Source organism: Pseudomonas sp. ICMP 561 (assembly GCF_002699985.1).
Lineage (GTDB): Bacteria > Pseudomonadota > Gammaproteobacteria > Pseudomonadales > Pseudomonadaceae > Aquipseudomonas > Aquipseudomonas quasicaspiana.
Map to the genome: position 1 here is coordinate 57,914 of NZ_LKBT01000034.1, position 20,145 is coordinate 78,058.

Below are 20,145 nucleotides of genomic sequence, written 5' to 3' on the forward strand. Positions count from 1 at the left end.
GTATTTACGCGTCCGGATGCAGACGATCATCCTCTGCATAAATCGCAGTATGCAAACCACCCTGCTCATCACGCCACGCGCGGTACATGCCCGGCGTGTTGAAGCTCAATGCGGTTTCGCCGGTTGGCGATACGGCAATCACGCCACCGTTGCCACCCATGGCTTTCAACTCACCTGACACCACCGTGTCGCAGGCCGTATTGAGCGTTTCGCCGGTCAGCAGCACGCGGGACGCGATGTTGTGGGCCACTACGGTGCGGATGAAGAACTCGCCATGACCGGTAGCGGAGATCGCTGCGCTGCGGTCGTCTGCCCAGGTACCGGAGCCAATCAACGGCGAATCGCCGATACGGCCGAAACGTTTGTTGGTGATCCCTCCAGTAGACGTCGCCGCAGCCACATGACCGTGACGGTCCAGCGCGACGGCACCCACGGTGCCGAACTTCTTGTCGACGCCGCCTGGCTCCAGCGAAACGCTATTGGGCTGTTGAAGCTGAGTCTGCCACTGACGGCGACGTAGATCCGTGTCGTACCAGTCGTTGGCGACACGCTCCAGATTCTGTGTTTCCAGAAACGCATCAGCGCCAACGCCCGCAAGCAAAACATGCTCACTGTGCTCCAGCACGGCGCGGGCAGCCAGGATCGGATTGCGCACGAAATGAATCCCCGCCACGGCACCTGCCTCGCGGTTGGCGCCGTGCATGATTGCAGCGTCCAGTTCGTGATCACCGGTGTGGGTGAACACCGCGCCTTTACCGGCGTTGAACCACGGGCACTCTTCCAGCTCAATAACCGCTGCCTGCACGGCATCCAGGCTGCTGCCGTCCTGCTCGAGCAACGTCAGACCCGCTTTCAGTGCCCGCAACAAAGCCTCGTGAATGGCTGTTTCGTCTTCCGGCGTCAGCAAACCCGGAGTCAGTACGCCCGCCCCACCGTGCAGGGCTATAGCAATAGGGTTGGCCATCACGCGTGGACTCCATGGTCGAGGATCTGATTGAGGAAACGACGGGTGCGCTCGGATTCCGGCGCAGAGAAGAAACGATCCGGGGTCGCCTGCTCGACGATTTCACCCTGATCCATGAACACCACGCGATCAGCGACTTTGCGGGCGAAACCCATTTCATGAGTCACGCAAATCATTGTCATGCCTTCCTGAGCCAGGCCGGTCATGACTTCCAGAACTTCGGCAATCATCTCCGGGTCCAGTGCCGAGGTCGGTTCATCGAACAGCATGACCTTGGGCTGCATGCACAACGCACGGGCAATCGCGATGCGCTGCTGCTGACCACCGGACAACTGCGACTGAAACTTGTTGGCGTGATCGCGCATGCGCACTTTGTCGAGCAGGGCCAGAGCGCGCTCAATGGCTTCCTTCTCCGGCACGCCGAGGTTGGAAGTCTGCGGCAACGTACAGTTCTTCAGCACCGTGAGGTGCGGGAACAGGTTGAAATGCTGGAAACACATGCCGACTTGTCGACGAATGCGCTCCAGGCGTTTCACGTTGCCATCCAGCACTTCGCCCAACACTTCGACGGTGCCTTGCTGATGCTGTTCCAGTTGATTGATGCAACGAATCAAAGTGGATTTGCCCGAACCCGAAGGACCGCAAATCACCACTTTCTCGCCCGGTTTGACCGACAACGAGATGTCCCGCAGGACGTGGGATTGGCCATACCATTTGTTCAGTTGCTCGATACGCACGATAGGGGCTGCGTCAGCCTCGCGATGATCAGTCATGAGCGGTTCTGTTCCAGTTTCTTTTCAAGGTGCCGGGCATAGCGCGACAGTGCGAAGCAGACGACGAAGAAGTAGATCGCCAGGAAAATGTAGATTTCGTGGCCATAGCCCACCCATTCCGGCGCTGCGGCGGTGCTCATGGCGATACCGACGATGTCCAGCACGCCGACGATCATGACCAGCGTGGTCTCCTTGAACAGGCCGATGAATTGCGTCAGCAGCGGCGCAATCGACTGTTTCAAGACCTGCGGCAGGACTATCTGGCCCATGGTTTTCCAGTAGCCAAAACCCAGTGCCTGAGCCGCTTCATATTGGCCCTTCGGCAGATTCTGCAAACCACCACGCAGGGTCTCGGCCATGTATGCAGCGGTAAACAGGATCAGCACCAGTTGCACACGCAGCAGGATGTCGAACGCAGAACCCGGCGGCAGGAACAGCTGGATCATCAGCGACGCCATGAACAGCAGCGAGATAACCGGCACAGAGCGCACCAGCTCGATGTACATCACGCTCAGGATGCGAATCACGGGCTTCTTCGAGCGCCGCCCCAAGGCCAGCAGAATCCCGATGGGCAAGGCGAAGATCATACCCACCGTGCCCAGAAACACCGTCACCATCATCCCCGCGAACTTGGTCGACGAAATCTCCGGCAACCCCGCGCCGCCTTTAAGCAGCCACCACATGACCACCGGCAGTAGCGCCAGATAACCAATCAGCAGGCGACGATCCAGACGTTTGAAGAACAGCAGCACGAAGGCGAAAACCGCCAGAAACAGCGCCAGGTTGACCCGCCAGCGCTCAGCCTCCGGATAGAAGCCATACACGAACAGGTTCCAGCGTTGGGTAATCGGCAGCCAGCACGCGCCATGGGGATTGCAGTCGGTGCGTGCAGTACCGACGAACGTGGCATCGAACACCAACCAGTTCAGCGCTGCCGGAATACTCCACAGCAGCAGCGCCAGCACGGCAACGGTCAGCAAGCCGTGACCCACGCTGGGGAACAGATGCTCGCGCGTCCAGTCCCGAACTCGTACCGGCAGCGGCTTAGTCGGCGGCAAGCGCGCAGGGGATGCTTGATTGATCATGTTCATCCTCAATGGCCTCGCTGACCGATGCGATGGTTGTAGATGTTCATCGCAATGGAAATCAGCAGGCTCATGACGCAGTACGTGCCCATCACCAGCGCGATGCACTCAATGGCCTGACCGGTCTGGTTCAAGGTGGTGCCACCGGTGGAGGACACCATTTCCATGAAGCCGATGACCACACCCAGAGATGAGTTCTTGACGATGTTCAGATAGGTGTTGGTGACCTGCGGGATCATCGGATAGATCGCTTGCGGCACGATCAACTGACGCATGGTCGGCCCGTATTCAAAGCCCAGCGCCTTGGCGGCCTCGTATTGGCCGCGCTGCACCGACTGGATGGCACCACGGACAATTTCGGCAATGTAACTGGCGCTGTAGAAGGACAACGCCAACCACAAGGCCAGCAGTTCCGGCACCAGCGCTACGCCACCTTTGAAGCCGAAACCTTTGGCAACCGGGACTTCCCAGCTCCAGTGCGCGTCGCTCAGGGCATACACCAGCAGCGGTAGCAGCACCGCACCCGCCAACAGCAATGGCCAGCGTCGTGGCGTAAAACTGCGCCATTTGGCCTTGGCATCACGAAAGCGACAGGCGATCAAACCGAGCAAAACGCCCAGCGCCATCAGTGCCAGGCCCCAGCCCACCAGTGAACCTTGTGCAGGCCATGGCAATATCAACCCGCTGTTGCTCAGATAAGCCACATCGAAAATCGAAACCGCCTGCTTTACACCGGGCAACGCCAGCGCTAGTCCGTACCACCAGACCAGATGCACCACCAGCGGCACGTTGCGCAGGAATTCGATAGTCGCACCGGCCAGGCGATTGATCAGCCAGTTCTCGGAAACCTTGCACAGACCCAACGCCACGCCCACGACGGTAGCGGTCACGATACTCATCACCGAGACCAGCAGCGTATTGAGCAACCCCACCAGATAGGCTCGGCCATAGCTGTCGTTGGGGGTGAAGTCGATCAGTTTGAAGCTGATGTCGTAACCGGCACGCTGTGACAGAAAGTCAAAGCCGGAAGCAATGTTCAGCGCTTTCAAATTGAGACTGGCGTTGTGCGCCAGCACGTAAAACACAGCTGCAACAATGGCCAGAACCAGGCCTTGCTGCAGCACGCTCAGCACTCGAGCGTTCTGCAAGCGTTGGGTCCACATGACAGTGATTCCGTTGGAGAGTGACGCGATCAGCGGATTGGTGGCGCGTACAGCAGGCCCTGATCTTTCCAAGAGCGGTTAAGGCCGCGAGGGAAGTTCAGAATGGTTTTCTCGCCGAGGTTACGGTCGTAGATTTCGGCGTAGTTGCCGACCTGCTTGATAGCGCGATACGCCCAGTCGTTATCCATACCGAACGCCTTGCCCACCGAACCTTCGGTGCCCAGCAAACGCGCGACGTCCGCCGAGCCGCCCTTCTTGGCGCGCATCTCATCGACGTTGGCCGAGGTGATGCTGAACTCTTCGGCAGTCATCAGCGCATAGGCGGTCCAGGTCACGATGTTGCGCCACACGGTATCGCCTTGAGCAACATAAGCACCCAACGGCTCCTTGGAGATCACTTCAGGCAGTAACGCGTAGTCTTGCGGGTTGTTCATGACGGCACGGCGTGAGGCCAGACCCGACAAGTCATTGGAAATTGCGTTGCAGCGGCCACTCTGGAAGGCAGCAAACAACTCAGGGCTTTTCTCGATGATCACGGTCTTGTAAGTCAGGCCGCGCTGGCTGAAATAGTCGTCCAGGTTCTGTTCCGACGTGGTGCCCGGTGACAGGCAAAAAGTCGCGCCATCGAGGTCAGTCAGCTTCTCGATGCCATCTTTGGCGTGGGTCATGAAGCCCTGACCGTCGTAGAACCAGACGGTGGTGAAGTCCACACCGAGGCTGGCAACGCGATCCGCCGTCCATGAGGTCGCACGGGACAGCACGTCGATTTCGCCAGAGGCCAATGCAGTGAAACGGTTCTTGCCGGTGGTCGCGATGTATTCAACCTTGCTCGCGTCGCCCAACACAGCTGCTGCTACGCCGCGGCAGAGGTCAACGTCCATGCCGGTCCATTGGCCCTTGTCATCAATCAGGGAGAAGCCTGGCTTGTCACTGGCAACGCCGCAACGCACAGCACCGTGCGCTTTGACCTTTTCCAGCACACCCGCTTGCGCACCTGCAGCACCCACGAGGCTGATCAGCAACATTGACGACTTGATGAAAGTCTTAAGGCCATTCCGTTTTTGCATAGCATTGCCCCTTCTACGACAGATTTTTCTAGTTATGGATGAACCACGATGGATCGGCAGGTGGCGATTACCTGCACAATAGCCATACAAAACCCGCATGCGTTAGCGACTGTTGATCCACTATGCTGGTCGCGCTATCGAATTTTGGAATAACTATGGATATCGATTGGTACGAAGACTTTCTGGCCCTGGCCGATACGGGCAAGTTTACCGCCGCTGCCAGCATGCGCGGTTCATCGCAATCGGCACTGAGCAGACGCATCCAGCTGCTCGAAACCCGCCTGGGCGCGACGCTGATAGATCGCAGCAAAAACCCCATCCGGCTGACCGCTGCTGGCGAGGCGCTGCTGCCCAATGCCTCGGAGCTGGTACGTCTGGCGCGAGATTGCGAGCAAAGCGTGAAGATCATTGACCGCCCCCTGACCTTTGCCTCGCTGCATACCCTGGGCTGCAATTTCTTTCCGGACTGGATCAGCCAGTTCTCGTCCGCCGAGTCGCCCATGTTCACTCGCATCGATACGGGCTATCGCAGTACCGATGATTACTACATGGCGCTGATGTCCGGACGCTGCGACTTCATCCTGTTCTATCGCGATGCCCAGACCGAGCCGTACTCCCGACAAAGCGAATTCGAAGAGCTGTCGCTGGGCCACGATGAACTCTACTGGGTCGCCACGCCAGAAGTGGCGGCACGCTGCGCCAACTCCGATGCGCCCATCCCATGGCTGACCTATGCCCGCAGCGCACAACTGCATGACCTTTCACACAAACAGGTCAAACGCCACCCACAACCGCACCGACTACGCCGGGTATTCGAAGCCACCGTTTCCGAAGCCCTGAAGCCGATGGCGGCTGCCGGACACGGCGTGGCCTGCATGCCACACACGATGGTTGCGCCGTTGATCGAGCGAAAGGAATTGGTGCGCCTGTATCCGGAAATGGAGTCCGATCACCTGGAAGTGATTCTGGTGCGCTGGCGGGGTAACAGGAATGCCGAGGCGGATGCGTTTTGGAGGCGGATTTCTTGAAGTCCTGTGGCGAACAGTTACCAATAATCAGGCTTGTATGCCGGTTTTTTGTTTGTAGGTACTCGCTCTGGAAATTGGTGAGAGGCGAGCTCATCCTTCGTAACTCGATGGCGCATCCAGTGCGCATGCTGCTTTAGGGACCCTGGAATTGTTCTCTGCATGCCCTCCCGGTGGGGCAAAATCACTCCAATTTGAATTTCAGGGAAATCTTCTCGTAGCGCTCGCAGAGCAGGAGTCAGATCAGTGTCTGCGGAGACCAGAACAATCTGCTGTATACGCTCGTCAGGCAACAATCCAAGCTGCATAGCTGCCAGCCGATACATGCCGATCGCAATATTTACATCTGTCTCTTTTTCTTCAAGCTTCCAGATTTCAATCTGGTCTGTTCTGGAGGCCGGTATATTTTTATCGACGAAACGCAAGGCATTACGGGGTTCGAGTTGATGCCGACCAAAGAAGATCTCGACCCCACGAACCTTCAATGCACGGAGGTAAGTGTCTTGAGCTTCTTTTGAAAGTCTTCCTCGGCTCGCCAGGGTTGGCATTACCCCTGTCGTGAAAAACTTTACGCTATGGAGCGTGTTTTCAGGATATTCCACCCGGATGATATGGGACAGAAGAGCGGGGAGATCGAGCCATTTATATTCAGTGCCTGCGAGAAGGCCATAAAACAGGTTGTAGCCATCAACAAAGCAAGCTGTACGCAAAATTCAGTCCTTGGAAACGAAAAAACCGGCACTAGGCCGGTTTCTTCACCCCAACGGCCAGCGAACTGAATCGCTGCGTACGGGGCTGAGTAGTGCGCCGATAATGGCATAAATACTGACTGTGTCAACGCTCACTTTAGCCCTTACAAAACGCTTCTACTGTTTATGACAATGGGGGTTCTGCATACCTACCTGCTGATCAGAAGGGGACTACAAACACTCGATCTGTAGGCTGCGGGGCAGCGATAGTGATATGCCTGACGCACTGCTATCGCTACCTCGCGGCGCTCGTGAGCTCCTACAGGTTCTGCGTCAAAAACCTACTAAACCGTGCACTCAACCTTCGCGTCCCGAAGCATGGACTCCAGGTTGCGCTCGATGTTTTCGCACAGCTTGGTCATCTGGATTTCATGCTCGCTGGCTTTGAACGGGCTTTGCAGGTCGGTGCCGATCTTTTCGATGGCCAGCAGCATGAAGCCAACGACAGTGGACGCCAGCGGCGTATACCAGCCCAACGTGTCCACCAGACCAATCGGCAGGATGACGCAGAACAGGCTGATGAACAAACGCGGGAACGCCACGTAAGGGTAAGGCAGCGGCGTATTGGCGATGCGCTCCATGCCGCCCTGGCAGTTGGAGAGTTCCACCATTGTCGATTCGAGACGCGCCAGACGGATGCTGTCCAGACGGCCGGCTTTGTACTCTTTGGCCAACAGTGCAGCCGACGTATTAAGTATGTCGTTGGGGAAGTTGTTGGTTTCGTGCCTGCGTGCGTATTCCTCGCGGGTTATCAATGACTGTACTTCGTCGCCACAGGATTCACCCTTCAGATGCGCAGACAGGCATTTCACGAAGGCCACATGGCGACGCAGCAACACTGCTTTCACGGGATTCAGCTCGCCTTCATCCTCAACCAGCGTCAGCACCTGACGGGCGAAGCTGCGGGAGTTATTCACCATCGCGCCCCACAAGGTACGTGCTTCCCACCAACGGTTATAGGCACTGGAGTTGCGAAAGCTGGTGAGTACCACCAGCGCAGAGGCCAGCAAGGTCAAGGGCAACGAGGGCAAGCTGATCTTGCGATCCAGAAACAGCATGAAGTCCGCCGTGACCACGATGTCCCAGATCAGCAGCCAGAACAGTGACCAGCCTACGTAACCAATGGTTTTGATCAGAAATCGGTATTTGTCGATGATGGCTTGCTTCAAAACGATTACCTCATGGGCTACTGCGTAATACACGCCGCTCACCTGCTTCGAATGCCATTGAGGTATATGGTTCGCGACTGACCGCATAAAAGCTGAACCGTTTAATGTTCAGTTAAGGTTGGGCCGTAATGGCCATCGGACAGTCCCAAAATACAATGAACAAAAAGCCCTCGGCTGCGCTCCACACTTATCTGGATGTTCAGCAGCACGTCACTGAGGGTAAATTCAATGGGCTCGTCTTTTTCCAGCGAACAACGCACCGCACGCGACCAACTCTGTATCAACACCATTCGCACTCTGGCCATGGACGCCGTGCAGAAGGCCAACTCTGGCCACCCAGGAACGCCAATGGCTTTGGCGCCGGTGGGCTACACCGTCTGGAATCAGTTCCTGCGCTATCACCCTGAACATCCGGACTGGCCAAATCGCGACCGTTTCGTGCTGTCGGTTGGTCATGCCTCCATGTTGCTCTACTCGTTGCTGCACTTGGCAGGCGTGGTTGAAATTGATGAGCACGGCAAACCATCAGGCAAACCAGCGATAAGCCTTGAAGACATCAAGCAGTTTCGCCAGATGGACTCCAAAACCCCCGGCCACCCGGAATACCGCATGACTACGGGCGTGGAAACCACCACTGGCCCACTCGGCCAGGGCTGCGCCAACAGTGTCGGGATGGCGATGGCTGAGCGTTGGCTGGGCGAGCGCTTCAACGCACCTGAACGCACACTGTTCGATTACAACGTGTACGTGCTGTGTGGTGACGGCGACATGATGGAGGGCGTGACCGCTGAGGCGGCTTCCATGGCCGGACACCTGAAACTCGCCAACCTGTGCTGGATCTACGACAACAACACCATCAGCATCGAAGGCCACACTGAGCTGGCCTTCAGCGAAGACGTGCAAACCCGCTTTGAAGGCTACGGCTGGAACACTCTGCATGTGGCCGATGCCAACGACACCGAAGCGTTGGCCCGGGCCCTTGAGGTGTTCAAACGCACCGATGACGCGCCGACCTTGATCGTAGTCGACAGCGTGATCGGCTTTGGCTCGCCCAACAAACACAACACCGCAGCGGCCCACGGTGAGCCCTTGGGTGACGATGAAATCAAGCTGACCAAAAAAGCCTATGGCTGGGACGAAAACTCCAGCTTTCTGGTGCCCGACGAAGCGCGCACCTGGTTGCACGACGCCCTGATTGAGCGCAATGCCAGCGATTATGAAAGCTGGCAAGGCGCGCTCAATAAGCTGGAAGAAGAACAAGCGGATCTGGCCGATGAGCTGCAACGCATGCGCGCTGGAGAAATGCCCGAGCAGTGGCAGGACAACCTGCAAACCTTCGAGACCGACGCCAAAGGCATCGCGTCGCGCGCTTCCGGTGGCAAGGTCCTCAATGCCTTCGCGGCGAAAATCCCCTGGTTACTGGGCGGATCGGCTGACTTGTCGCCATCGACCAAAACCAACCTGACGTTCGACGGCGCCGGGAGTTTTTCGGCTGACAATTACAGCGGCCGCAACTTGCACTTCGGTATTCGCGAACACGCCATGGGCTCGATTGCCAACGGCATGGCGCTGTCTTACGTACGACCCTACACCTCGACGTTTCTGGTGTTCAGCGATTACATGAAGCCGCCGATTCGCCTGGCGTCGATCATGGAGTTGCCGGTGATCTTTGTCTTCACCCACGACTCCATCGGCGTTGGCGAAGACGGCCCGACTCACCAGCCTATCGAGCAATTGACCCAGCTTCGCGCTACGCCCGGTTTGCTCACACTGCGCCCCGGTGATGCGAATGAAACCGCACAGGCCTGGAAAATCGCCTTGGCGCAAACCAGTCGTCCTTCGTGCATCGTGCTTTCGCGCCAACCGCTGCCCACGCTGGACCGCACGCAATACGCGTCGGCGGAAGGACTGGAGAAAGGCGCTTATGTGTTAGCCGATGCCAAAGACAGCGAGCCTGAGGTGATTCTGATTGCCACCGGCAGCGAGGTTGGCATGACCGTACAGGCGTTCGAGCAACTGAAAGCTCAAGGTGTTGCTGCACGCGTGGTATCGATGCCGAGTTGGGAGTTGTTTGAAGATCAGGATCAGGCTTATCGCGACAGCGTCTTCCCGCCCTCGGTCACCGCTCGGGTTGCGGTGGAACAGGCAGGCCCGCTGGGTTGGGATCGCTATGTGGGCAACACGGGCACCAAGGTCACGATGAATACCTTCGGCGCCTCGGCCCCCATCGACAAACTGCAGGCCAAGTTCGGCTTTACGGTGGAAAATATTGTGAAGTTGGCGAAGGAGCAGATGAAGAGATAATTCCGCAGCTAACTGAGCGACCCCGTAGGACCGGCTTTAGCCGGGAGGACTTTATTCCTGACAAAGGAATTGCAGAGGATGCAACGGCCCTCTCGCGGCTAAAGCCGCTCCTACGGACTAATTCACGTAGGAGCGCCTTTAGCCGCGAGAGCGATGCTCTTCAGCAACCGCTCAACGCAACCTGCGGTTTCTCGCCCGGGAAGAAGAACGGGCGGAATTTCACTCCCGCCACGTTGCCAATGTACGCCGCCACCAGCCACAACCAGCCGTGCAGGCTGCCGGATGCGATACCGCTGAAGTACGCGCCGATGTTACAGCCGTAGGCCAGACGTGAACCGTAGCCCAGCAGCAGGCCGCCGATCACTGCCGCCACGATGGAGCGCGCCGGGATTTTCAAGTTGGGTGCGAATTTTCCTGCCAGACCAGCAGCCAGTAGCGCACCAATCATGATGCCGATGTCCATCACACTGGTTATGTCTTCCCACACTGGCGCGGCCAACGCCTTGGCATTGGCGGGCATCTGCCAGAAGGCCCAACTGCCTACATCGACACCCAGAGAACCCGCGACCTTCGCGCCCCACAGGGCAAACGCCGAAGTGATGCCCCAAGGGCGACCGGCCAGGGCCAGGGTTGCGTAGTTAAGCAATGCCAAACCAATCGCGCCCCACACCAGTGGCCATGGACCGTGCAGGAAGCGGCGCAGGCCGACGTGTTCACTGGTCACCGCGGCTTCCAGTTGGCCGTGACGGCGCTTTTCCAGGCGCACAGTCACGAATGCAATGGCCGCGAACACCGCCAGACTCAGCACCAGCGCAGGGATCACACCAAAGCTCTTAACGATGGATGTTGCCGGAAAAGACGGCAGTGCAAACCACCAGTCAACGTGATGAGTCGCAATCAACGAGCCGAGGATGAAGAACAGCAGGGTCACCAGCATCCGTGCGTTACCGCCGCCCGCCGTGAACAGGGTCCCGGAAGCACAGCCGCCGCCCAGCTGCATGCCGATGCCGAAGATGAAAGCACCAAATACAACCGAGACACCTGCTGGTGCAACCAGACCATTCACTGGCTGACCGAACAACGTGCCCGCGCCCAACGCCGGGAAGAACAGCACCACGGCGATGGCCAGCATGACCATCTGCGCCCGCAGGCCCGCACCGCGCCGCTCACGAATGAACACACGCCATGCGGAGGTGAAACCAAAGGCTGCGTGATAAAGCGTCAAGCCCAACGCCGCGCCGACGATGAGCAGGAGCACCTGACGCACGCCAACGCTGCTCAGCAGAAACATCGCGATGAACAACAACAGGAAAGCAGCAATGAGCGGCGCACCGGGCTTGCGAGCCGGTGCCGCAGCAAGAGAAGTACTCATGGGAGGTCTCGGTTTTAAAGGGTAATGGCGGCGAGTATATCGCGCACAAGCTTTCGTGATCCTGCCGAAGCGCTGTTGCGCGGCAAGCTCGGTCCATGTGGGAGATGCTTGGTCTAGGCGGCCGCGATGTCGATGGCACAGCGCCCCTACAGGCAAAAAAGCATTACAAATCAGATACTTGTAGTTTATTTGATAGGAGCAAAAAGAATTGGTGCTTTCCTATAAATCTCGCCAAACCTGCTTCACCCTCTCCAGCGCATCAACAATGTCCACCTCCGGCACTGCCGCAAATCCCAGTACCAGCCCTGCCCTGTTATCCACAGGCTCACTGGATTCAGGCAGCCAGTAACCACTCAACGGGCTGATTTCAACGTCGACACTTTTGGCTTTTTCGATCAGTTCTGTTTCCCGCTCAAGGCTGTCCACTCTCACTGCCACATGCAGCCCGGCAACAACTTTGGGCATTGCTGCGCAGCCCGGTATGTTCTCGGGCCAGTGACTGAGCAGAGTATTGCGACGGCTCAAGGCAGCGCGGCGCATACGGCGGATATGACGCTGGAAATGGCCCGCAGCGATGAACTCGGCCATCACCACCTGAGTACTGACTTCCGAGTGGCGCATGTCCACCGCGCGCCGGCGGCTGAACGGTTCCACCAACCCGGCAGGCAGCACCAGATAACCAAGACGCAACCCCGGATAAGCAATCTTGCCGAAGGTGCCGACATACAAAACCCGCCCGCTTCGGTCCAGTGCCGCCAGGGGTGCCAATGGCGCGCCGCTGTAGCGGTATTCGCCATCGTAGTCGTCTTCGACAATCCAGCCTTGTGTCTTATCGGCCCAGGCGAGCAGCTCAAGGCGGCGCGCCAGACTCATCACCACACCCGTCGGATATTGGTGAGACGGCGTGACGTAAGCCAGTTTGCAGGCCTGCTGCAGCAACTGATCACACCGCATGCCGTCTTCATCAACGGCAATGCCATGCAATGTTGCTCCGGCAATGGCAAAGGCGTGACCGGCGGCGCGATAGCCTGGATTCTCTATCGCGACGCCATCGCCCTCCTCCAACAACAGCTGTGCACAAAGGCTGATCGCTTGCTGCGCACCACTGGTGATTACTATTTGCTCACCGGTGCACTTCAGACCACGGGAAGTGCGGAGATAGGCAGCGACCAGCTCGCGCAGACGTGTGTCGCCAGCGGCCGGGCCGTAACCGAGCATCGCCAGATCCGGCTTACGCCAAAAAGCTGCGTAAAGCTTGCCCCAAACGGCAAACGGGAAAAGATCGAACGCCGGCACGCCGACCCGAAAAGCCCGCGGCGCGCTTGGCGAATAAGTGCCCAGATGGTGCGTCTCAAGCTTCTTGATCGCCGGGTTGTGGATAACTTGATCAAGAGAATTGGGTGAAGCATTCTCCAGTTTTGTGGATAAAGCTGTGGGTAAGCCTGTAGATAACCCTGTGGACACTTTTGTGGATAATTTTTTGCCAGGCATCACCTGATTGGGTAATTGCGCCACGTAGGTTCCGTCTCCAACACGCCCGTCGGTGAAACCCTCGGCGTAGAGCTGATCGTAGGCGCGCATCACACTGTTGCGGGAGATGCTCAAGGATTCAGCCAGATCGCGACTGGCTGGCAGTCGCGTCCCACTGCTCAAGCGCCCGTCCAGGATACGCGCGCGCAGTGCCTGATAAAGCTGACGACTCAGACCCTGACGGCGATCAAGCTCAATACCGGCAAGGCTGAACGGGAACGATGGCGGCTGTTCGGACATGCATTGGCCCTATCGAATTGGCTATTAATGGCTCTTACAACCAACCAATAGCCTGCCTAGGATTGAGGCTTCGGCCAAGAGATATTTCCATGTACATACCGAGCGCTTTCAAAGACGAAGACCTGGGCAGCCTGCACGCGCTGATTGAGCAGACTCGACTGGCGATCCTGGTCACCCACGACGAAAAGGGTATGCAGGCTACCCATTTGCCGCTGCTGTTACGCTCGAATGAAAGCTCGAACGGCACCCTGTACGGACACCTGGCCAAGGCGAACCCGCAGTGGCGCGCTTTGGAGAGCGGCGCACAGGCACTGGTGATTTTCCCCGGTGCAGACGCTTACATCAGCCCGTCTTTTTATCCGGCCAAGGCCGAGCACGGCAAAGTGGTGCCCACCTGGAATTACGTGGCCATTCACGCTTATGGCGTTGCGCAGGTCTTCAATGATCCGCAGCGACTGCTGGACGTGGTCAGTGGCCTGACCGACAAACATGAAAACGGGCGCGCCAGCCCTTGGGCAGTGAGCGACGCGCCCGCCGATTACATCGACAAGATGCTCAGTGCCATTGTCGGCTTCGCGCTACCCATAGAGCGTCTGGAAGGTAAACGCAAGCTCGGCCAGAACCGCTCTGCTGCTGATTACGCAGGCGTACGTGAAGGGCTGACCGGCAGCGCAGATTCAAAAGATCAGGAACTGGCTCGCCAGATGAGCTGAAAGTGTCTTGTGACGCAAATCAGGATCTGCACGCTGTCTCGCGGCAAACATAGAGCCTGTAGGAGCTGCCGAAGGCTGCGATCGCGATGTATCAGGAGAAATGCTTCGCAGCCTTCGGCAGCTCCTACAGAAAAAACATTTAATTCAGTTAGCTATTCCGAAAGGAGACAGCCATGTCGGACATTCAGATCCGCCCCGTTACCGAGAACGATCACGCCGCATGGTTACCGCTATGGCAGGCCTACCTGACGTTCTACAAAACCGAGCTATCCGACGCTGTAATTGCCAGTACCTGGGCGCGCTTTCTCGACCGGTCCGAACCGACCAATGCGGCATTGGCCTGGCAAGACGGCAAAGCGGTGGGCATGGTCCATTTTATCTACCATCGCTCCAACTGGAGCATCGCCAATGCCTGTTATCTTCAGGATTTGCTGGTCGCTCCGGAGCAGCGCGGCACAGGCGTCGGGCGACTGTTGATCGAGCACGTCTATAAAACCGCAAAAGCCAATGGCTGCGACAAGGTTCACTGGCTGACTCACGAAACCAACGCCACCGCGATTCAGCTTTATGAACGTATTGCCGAACGCCCGGGCTACATTCAATTTCGCAAGATGATCTAGGAAAGAGTCCATGTCGAACCCTGTACCTGATTGGCAGCCCGCCAGACTTCCAGATGCCAGAACGCTGGAAGGGCGCTTCATCCGCCTGGAAAAACTCAGTGTCGCGCGCCATGGCGATGGTTTGTGGGCTGCGCTGCAAGGCCCCGGTTCTGATCCGAAGTTATGGGACTATTTGCCGTACGGTCCGTTTCTGGAGCGTAGCGACTTTGATGCCTGGCTAACCCGCCACGCAGCCGACACCGATCCCTGGTTCTACGCCATCGTCGATCAGGCCACAGGGGCCACCAACGGCTGCATAAGCTTTCTGTCCATTGTCGCCGCCCACGGCCGGATCGAGATCGGTCATGTGACCTTCGGCGCATCGATGCAACGTACGCCGAAAGGTACTGAGGCGATTTATCTATTGGCTAAAGAGTCATTCGCGCTGGGCAATCGCCGTCTGGAATGGAAATGCAACGCCAACAACGCTCGCTCGAAACGCGCCGCCGAGCGGTTTGGCTTCAGCTATGAAGGCACCTTCCGCCAGCACATGGTCGTCAAAGGCATCAATCGGGACACAGCCTGGTATTCGATCATCGACGAGGAGTGGCCTGAGTTGCAGAAGGCATTTGAGGGTTGGCTGGCAGTGGATAACTTCAAGGAGGGGCAGCAGGTAGAAGGGTTGGAGGCATTTCGAAAGCGCTAAGAATTTTTCGGCCCTACTCGCGTTGCTCGTGAACTCAGAACTGCGTCGATCCAATAACTGGACACATATCAACGCCTGCGATCCCGTTTAAGCGGCTAACGTTCAGTCATGCCTATCAGGCATAGAGTCACTAACCCGTAATAAACAACAAGGACGTTGTGAGAATGAATATCCACACAAAGGCATCAGTGCACAAAAACCCATGGCGCGCAGTTTCCCCGGTTCTGCATAACGGCAAGTACGGCAGCATTATTCTCGATCAGGGAGGGAGGTCGAAGGCCTTAACTTCCTCCACCTTTAACGGGTACCTTTTTGATGAATCCGCTATTGGTGCTCAGTCGCTGATTATTGTCGGTACCTCGTTGGAAATTTTTGAGTTTCTGCTCTCCAATCAAAAACGAGGCATCGAGAACAGGATCAAGGAGCTGCCCGATATCTACATGGGCATCGCACCATATAAACCTAAGGAACGCTTCAAAGCCGTGTTTCCTTTGGGCGATGCATTGGTCAACGTTGCCAGTTACTTCGCCAGCACCATTCCGGTACCGGACTGGGTAACGTTTGTTTCAAGTCCGACTAGCCTGGAAGCCATCAGAAAGTCCCTTCTCGGTCTGACCGAGGCGCAGAGAGAAAAGGGAGAAGTCCTGTATGTAAAACTGGGTTACATGCCTGAAGACGGCATGCAGAAGATCGCGACTAAAAGCATCACCTTCAAGCAAGTGGCTGAGGCCATTCAGCAGCGCTATAAAAAACCATAAGAATCGACAGGAGCTGGATTTCTTCTGATTCCTGATGCGTGGTGAGACGCCATTAACTGATCTGCTTATGACGCCTCACCACCCCCATCTGCAAGCCGAACGGTCGGAACACGGCGTTCAACGACTTGAGCGTCGGGTTACCCTCACCTTGCTCGATCTGAATGAGCGTGCGCACTGAGATTTTGCACAGTCGGGCGTACTGACTTTGATGCAGCCTCGCTCCTTCCACCCGCAGACGCTTGACTGCTTCACCCATCTCTAGGCTTCCGTCAGCGATACCCTGCTGAACACTTTCGATCAGCAGCGCGCGGGCGTCGATGGATAAGGTCATTGCAGCCCCCAGGTCGTCAGCCGCTCGTCCAGTTTGCCCAAAGCGATGGCCGGATGGTTGAACGTCGTGTCCGGCAAACCGCTGTCACGCAACATATCCGGCAGTGCTCTTAGCTGCTGGGCGTCGTGACGCAAGCGCTCGAAAGCTTGCTGCGGATCAAGAATATCTGCCAGTGAATCACACGCTGCCCGCCAGTTCACTATCCCTGCCCGCTCAATGAACTTCGACCATTTTGTTGTACGTGTGATGCCTTCGGCATCCATTACCATGGGTGCAAGATCATAAATGGGCGCAAGTCGATAACCGTCTTGACTGCGAATAATTGCCGTATTGCGACCGTGATTATCCGAGTTGCCAAGGATCTGGTTGATCAAGTCACGGCGCAGGTATTCGGCCACCAGATCAGGTATTTCTGCCTCCTGCCCTGCTTGCGACAAAAGGGCGCTCAAGAGTGTGATGACTTCCAGATGATCCATGCTGCTACCTGGCAATGTCACTCCGGCCAGCGAATAGATCGATTCCACCGCCAACCGCTCTACGCCTTGCCCGGTGATACGACGATCAAAGCGTTTCATCCACAGGCTCGGTTTGTTCGCTTCCTCCAGCGCCATGTCCTCTGTCGCAACGGTATCAATACCAAGCCCTTGCAGCGCCCTGTAGTACAAGTACTCACTGCGCAGAATATCCTGATCGTTTTTCAGGGCCTGGTTTCGGGCAAGCTTGATGAACCAGTGCCCCCGAGCCTGTTCATCAGCCAGCACCGCATCGGGATACAGCAAGCCGTCAGCATCCTCAGTCATCAACAACTTCGGCGCTTCGCCGCCCGCGCCGGTAGCACCACCAATGGCAGCGCCCTGTTCATAGGCATACTCAAGAAAATGCTGGTCACGGGTGATGACATCCCCACGCGTAAAGCCCATGGCCTCGCCCTCTTCCAGAACCGCTACTGACTCCTTGATCCGCAAGTTGCCAATAGGAGCGGGCGTGCTGCGCCCAAGCAGGTACAAGTCATCGCTCAAGCCTTCCGGCTTTTGTCGACCTAGCTGGGCGATGAGGAAGCGCTTGGCCGCGCCAGAAGGAGCAATGTCGTGCAGGAAAGCCGGGGCTTCGGGCAATGAAAAGGTTTCAAAATCCACCGGCAGGCGGGCGCTCACACCTTGGGAGAACGAATTCGGATAGGCGTCCAGAACATACCCCGCTTTGTAGGCGAAGCGGCAAGGGCCGAGAAACCCTTTTGAAGGGTCGTCGAACGAAAGGGTCATTGCATCCTTCCAGATGCCACCGCCATAGATCTGGAGAGTGAGGTTATACATGGGCCACCTGCAATTTATTGCACCTGAAAGCCGTATAAACGGACTGCATCTGCACTATAGTGCATTTTTTCCGTGCTGTCGGGTTTAAAAATGCAATGTAATGCAGTCATGAGTGTAGAGATAAAAAAAGGGAGCCACGAAGGCCCCCCGAGGAAATCTTGAAATTCAAGGCCTGCCAACACAGCCCAGTGGAAGATCCTATGCACGCCTAAAAGCGAGCTCTTGATTTTGTAGGACCGGCTTTAGCCGGGAGGGCGGTGTTTTGGCGAAGGATGTTTAGCGGATGTCCCGACGCCCTCCCGGCTGAAGCCGGTCCTACGGGATGCGTAGATGTGAGAGTTCATTCGCGAAGAGGCCGGTACACCTGAAACATATGCAGCGTTTTCACCACAGCATTCGCGGATAAATCCCACATGAGCCCCGCTACAGGTTTGGAACCGTGTCTGATCAACCCTCAATCTCAACCAGTATTTCGCCCGGATTGACCCGATCCCCCTTCGCCACGTGAATGGCGACCACCTTGCCGGCGATGGAAGCCTGGACTTCGGTTTCCATCTTCATGGCTTCGGTAATCAAGACCGCCTGACCGGCCTTGACCATTTCGCCTTCCTTGACCAGCACATCGACGATGTTGCCGGGCATGGCAGTGCTGACGTGGCCCGGCCCTGTGGCCTGGGCGCGCTTGCTGGCACCGCCGCTGACGAACTGATTGAGCGGCTCGAACACCACTTCTTCCGGCATGCCATCGATGGACAGGTAAAAATGGCGCTTGCCTTCAGCCTTCACGCCCACGCCAGTGATATCCACGCGATAACTTTCGCCGTGCACGTCGATGACGAACTCGGTCGGTACGCCCTCCCCACTCGCACTGCTCACGCCACCCGCTTCCGGAATGGGCAACAACTCTTCGGGTTTGAGCGTGCCAGCAGCGCGATCTTCGAGGAACTTGCGACCAATGTCAGGGAACATGGCGTAGGTCAGGACGTCTTCTTCGGACTTAGCCAGAGCACCGATTTCACCGCGGAGCTTGGTCATTTCCGGCTTGAGCAAGTCAGCAGGTCGCACGTCTATCAGGTCTTCATTACCGATCGCCTGACGACGCAGTTTTTCATCCACTTGACCCGGCGCCTTGCCGTAGCCGCCTTGCAGGTAAAGCTTCACTTCATTTGTGATGGTCTTGTAACGCTCACCGGCCAGTACGTTGAAGAACGCTTGGGTGCCGACGATTTGCGAAGTCGGCGTGACCAGTGGTGGATAACCCAGGTCTTTACGTACCCGCGGAATCTCGGCCAGCACTTCGCCCATACGATTTAGCGCGCCCTGCTCTTTTAGCTGATTGGCAAGGTTGGAAATCATCCCGCCCGGTACCTGATTGACTTGCACACGCGTATCGACAGCCGTGAATTCGCTTTCGAACTGGTGATACTTTTTACGGACTGCGTAGAAATACAGACCGATTTCCTGCAGCAGTTCCAGGTTCAAGCCTGTATCAAATTCGCTGCCTTTGAGCGCGGCAACCATGGACTCAGTGCCAGGGTGGCTTGTGCCCCAGGCGAAGCTGGAGATGGCGGTGTCAATATGGTCCGCGCCGTTTTCGATGGCCTTGAGTTGGCACATGGCAGCCAGACCCGCCGTGTCGTGGGAATGGATGAACACCGGCAGCGACTGCTCGGCTTTGAGTGCCTTGACCAGTTCGCCCGTGGCGTAAGGCGTCAGCAAACCGGCCATGTCTTTGATTGCCACTGAGTCGCAACCCATGGATTCCATCTGTTTGGCCTGAGCGACGAAGGCCTCGATGGTGTGCACCGGACTCGTCGTGTAAGCGATGGTGCCCTGAGCATGTTTGCCAGCGGCTTTCACCGCCTCGATGGCGACGCGCAGGTTACGCACGTCGTTCATGGCGTCGAAGATACGGAACACATCAATGCCATTGACCGCGGCCTTGGCGACGAAAGCTTTGACCACGTCGTCGCTGTAGTGGCGATAACCCAACAGGTTCTGGCCTCGCAGCAACATTTGCAGACGTGTATTGGGCAATGCGGCCCGCAGTTGGCGCAGGCGTTCCCACGGATCTTCTTTCAGAAAGCGCACGCAGGCATCAAACGTCGCGCCGCCCCAGCACTCCAGCGACCAGTAGCCAACCTTGTCGAGCTTGTCGCAGATCGGCAGCATGTCCTCGGTGCGCATGCGCGTTGCGAGCAGCGATTGGTGGGCGTCACGCAGGATGGTGTCGGTTACGAAGATTTTCTTAGACATTTGGATCTCCTCATAGCGACAAGCTGCA

Annotated in this window: 18 protein-coding genes; 6 read left to right on the forward strand and 12 right to left on the reverse strand. The window is 57.1% G+C overall.

Annotation, left to right across the window (positions count from 1 at the left end; genetic code table 11):
- Positions 1–4 precede the first annotated feature (4 nt).
- Genes AO242_RS20175 through AO242_RS20195 form a run of 5 tightly spaced genes read right to left on the reverse strand, consistent with a single transcriptional unit; the run spans position 5 to position 5,010 of the window.
- The gene (locus tag AO242_RS20175; protein ID WP_099270111.1) at positions 5–964 is read right to left on the reverse strand and encodes an isoaspartyl peptidase/L-asparaginase family protein; all 960 of its coding nucleotides are present in this window, start codon (positions 962–964) and stop codon (positions 5–7) included.
- Entirely contained in the window at positions 964–1,737 is a 774-nt protein-coding gene (locus AO242_RS20180; protein WP_099270112.1) for an amino acid ABC transporter ATP-binding protein, read from the reverse strand. The genes AO242_RS20175 and AO242_RS20180 overlap by 1 nt, the downstream gene beginning before the upstream one ends.
- Positions 1,734–2,822 (reverse strand): amino acid ABC transporter permease, encoded by a 1,089-nt coding sequence (locus tag AO242_RS20185; RefSeq protein ID WP_255886337.1) that lies wholly within the window; start codon positions 2,820–2,822, stop codon positions 1,734–1,736. The genes AO242_RS20180 and AO242_RS20185 overlap by 4 nt, the downstream gene beginning before the upstream one ends.
- Before the next feature lie 8 nt (positions 2,823–2,830).
- Positions 2,831–3,985, reverse strand: a complete 1,155-nt coding sequence (locus AO242_RS20190; protein ID WP_099270114.1) for an amino acid ABC transporter permease — start codon at positions 3,983–3,985, stop codon at positions 2,831–2,833.
- 29 nt (positions 3,986–4,014) lie between these two features.
- Positions 4,015–5,010 carry an amino acid ABC transporter substrate-binding protein gene (locus tag AO242_RS20195; protein ID WP_373562242.1) on the reverse strand — a complete coding sequence of 332 codons (996 nt, stop codon included), beginning with the start codon at positions 5,008–5,010 and terminating at the stop codon, positions 4,015–4,017.
- A 197-nt stretch (positions 5,011–5,207) separates the two neighbouring features.
- Here AO242_RS20195 and AO242_RS20200 point away from each other — a divergent pair, with 197 nt between their 5' ends.
- Positions 5,208–6,080: a LysR family transcriptional regulator gene (locus AO242_RS20200; protein ID WP_099270115.1), complete on the forward strand. Its 873-nt coding sequence runs from the start codon at positions 5,208–5,210 to the stop codon at positions 6,078–6,080.
- 17 nt (positions 6,081–6,097) lie between these two features.
- Here the strand turns inward: AO242_RS20200 and AO242_RS20205 are convergent, their stop codons facing one another.
- Positions 6,098–6,787: an NYN domain-containing protein gene (locus tag AO242_RS20205; RefSeq protein WP_099270116.1), complete on the reverse strand. Its 690-nt coding sequence runs from the start codon at positions 6,785–6,787 to the stop codon at positions 6,098–6,100.
- Between the two features lie 323 nt (positions 6,788–7,110).
- On the reverse strand, positions 7,111–7,995 hold the full coding sequence (locus AO242_RS20210) for a bestrophin family protein (protein WP_099270332.1): 885 nt from the start codon (positions 7,993–7,995) through the stop codon (positions 7,111–7,113).
- Between the two features lie 228 nt (positions 7,996–8,223).
- On the opposite strand from AO242_RS20210, the gene tkt reads away from it, so the two are divergent.
- On the forward strand, positions 8,224–10,299 hold the full coding sequence (gene tkt / locus AO242_RS20215) for a transketolase (protein ID WP_099270117.1): 2,076 nt from the start codon (positions 8,224–8,226) through the stop codon (positions 10,297–10,299).
- Positions 10,300–10,459: 160 nt separating this feature from the next.
- Here tkt and AO242_RS20220 read toward each other — a convergent pair whose 3' ends face one another.
- Both AO242_RS20220 and pdxR read right to left on the reverse strand, forming a co-directional pair.
- Positions 10,460–11,671, reverse strand: a complete 1,212-nt coding sequence (locus AO242_RS20220) for a YeeE/YedE family protein (protein WP_099270118.1) — start codon at positions 11,669–11,671, stop codon at positions 10,460–10,462.
- A gap of 219 nt (positions 11,672–11,890) precedes the next feature.
- Positions 11,891–13,441, reverse strand: a complete 1,551-nt coding sequence (gene pdxR / locus AO242_RS20225; RefSeq protein ID WP_099270119.1) for a MocR-like pyridoxine biosynthesis transcription factor PdxR — start codon at positions 13,439–13,441, stop codon at positions 11,891–11,893.
- Positions 13,442–13,530: 89 nt separating this feature from the next.
- Here pdxR and AO242_RS20230 point away from each other — a divergent pair, with 89 nt between their 5' ends.
- The 4 genes from AO242_RS20230 to AO242_RS20245 all read left to right on the forward strand — a co-directional run bounded on the left by AO242_RS20230 (position 13,531) and on the right by AO242_RS20245 (position 16,217).
- Positions 13,531–14,154 carry an FMN-binding negative transcriptional regulator gene (locus tag AO242_RS20230; protein ID WP_099270120.1) on the forward strand — a complete coding sequence of 208 codons (624 nt, stop codon included), beginning with the start codon at positions 13,531–13,533 and terminating at the stop codon, positions 14,152–14,154.
- A gap of 173 nt (positions 14,155–14,327) precedes the next feature.
- Positions 14,328–14,774, forward strand: a complete 447-nt coding sequence (locus tag AO242_RS20235) for a GNAT family N-acetyltransferase (RefSeq protein ID WP_099270121.1) — start codon at positions 14,328–14,330, stop codon at positions 14,772–14,774.
- Positions 14,775–14,784: 10 nt separating this feature from the next.
- Positions 14,785–15,459: a GNAT family N-acetyltransferase gene (locus AO242_RS20240; RefSeq protein WP_099270122.1), complete on the forward strand. Its 675-nt coding sequence runs from the start codon at positions 14,785–14,787 to the stop codon at positions 15,457–15,459.
- A 164-nt stretch (positions 15,460–15,623) separates the two neighbouring features.
- Positions 15,624–16,217 carry a hypothetical protein gene (locus tag AO242_RS20245; protein ID WP_099270123.1) on the forward strand — a complete coding sequence of 198 codons (594 nt, stop codon included), beginning with the start codon at positions 15,624–15,626 and terminating at the stop codon, positions 16,215–16,217.
- A 52-nt stretch (positions 16,218–16,269) separates the two neighbouring features.
- On the opposite strand, the gene AO242_RS20250 is transcribed toward AO242_RS20245, so the two are convergent.
- The 3 genes from AO242_RS20250 to oadA all read right to left on the reverse strand — a co-directional run bounded on the left by AO242_RS20250 (position 16,270) and on the right by oadA (position 20,117).
- Complete coding sequence (locus AO242_RS20250; RefSeq protein ID WP_099270124.1) at positions 16,270–16,548, reverse strand: helix-turn-helix transcriptional regulator; 279 nt, start codon at positions 16,546–16,548, stop codon at positions 16,270–16,272.
- Positions 16,545–17,861, reverse strand: a complete 1,317-nt coding sequence (locus AO242_RS20255; RefSeq protein ID WP_099270125.1) for a type II toxin-antitoxin system HipA family toxin — start codon at positions 17,859–17,861, stop codon at positions 16,545–16,547. Before AO242_RS20255 ends, AO242_RS20250 begins: the two co-directional genes overlap by 4 nt.
- Before the next feature lie 447 nt (positions 17,862–18,308).
- Complete coding sequence (gene oadA / locus AO242_RS20260; RefSeq protein ID WP_099270126.1) at positions 18,309–20,117, reverse strand: sodium-extruding oxaloacetate decarboxylase subunit alpha; 1,809 nt, start codon at positions 20,115–20,117, stop codon at positions 18,309–18,311.
- Positions 20,118–20,145 lie beyond the last annotated feature (28 nt).

Coding starts and splice junctions, on each gene's coding strand:
- AO242_RS20175 (WP_099270111.1), bottom strand. CDS start 964: ATGGCCAACCCTATTGCTATAGCCCTGCACGGTGGGGCGGGCGTACTG.
- AO242_RS20180 (WP_099270112.1), bottom strand. CDS start 1,737: ATGACTGATCATCGCGAGGCTGACGCAGCCCCTATCGTGCGTATCGAG.
- AO242_RS20185 (WP_255886337.1), bottom strand. CDS start 2,822: ATGATCAATCAAGCATCCCCTGCGCGCTTGCCGCCGACTAAGCCGCTG.
- AO242_RS20190 (WP_099270114.1), bottom strand. CDS start 3,985: ATGTGGACCCAACGCTTGCAGAACGCTCGAGTGCTGAGCGTGCTGCAG.
- AO242_RS20195 (WP_373562242.1), bottom strand. CDS start 5,010: ATGTTGCTGATCAGCCTCGTGGGTGCTGCAGGTGCGCAAGCGGGTGTG.
- AO242_RS20200 (WP_099270115.1), top strand. CDS start 5,208: ATGGATATCGATTGGTACGAAGACTTTCTGGCCCTGGCCGATACGGGC.
- tkt (WP_099270117.1), top strand. CDS start 8,224: ATGGGCTCGTCTTTTTCCAGCGAACAACGCACCGCACGCGACCAACTC.
- AO242_RS20220 (WP_099270118.1), bottom strand. CDS start 11,671: ATGAGTACTTCTCTTGCTGCGGCACCGGCTCGCAAGCCCGGTGCGCCG.
- pdxR (WP_099270119.1), bottom strand. CDS start 13,441: ATGTCCGAACAGCCGCCATCGTTCCCGTTCAGCCTTGCCGGTATTGAG.
- AO242_RS20230 (WP_099270120.1), top strand. CDS start 13,531: ATGTACATACCGAGCGCTTTCAAAGACGAAGACCTGGGCAGCCTGCAC.
- AO242_RS20235 (WP_099270121.1), top strand. CDS start 14,328: ATGTCGGACATTCAGATCCGCCCCGTTACCGAGAACGATCACGCCGCA.
- AO242_RS20240 (WP_099270122.1), top strand. CDS start 14,785: ATGTCGAACCCTGTACCTGATTGGCAGCCCGCCAGACTTCCAGATGCC.
- AO242_RS20245 (WP_099270123.1), top strand. CDS start 15,624: ATGAATATCCACACAAAGGCATCAGTGCACAAAAACCCATGGCGCGCA.
- AO242_RS20250 (WP_099270124.1), bottom strand. CDS start 16,548: ATGACCTTATCCATCGACGCCCGCGCGCTGCTGATCGAAAGTGTTCAG.
- AO242_RS20255 (WP_099270125.1), bottom strand. CDS start 17,861: ATGTATAACCTCACTCTCCAGATCTATGGCGGTGGCATCTGGAAGGAT.
- oadA (WP_099270126.1), bottom strand. CDS start 20,117: ATGTCTAAGAAAATCTTCGTAACCGACACCATCCTGCGTGACGCCCAC.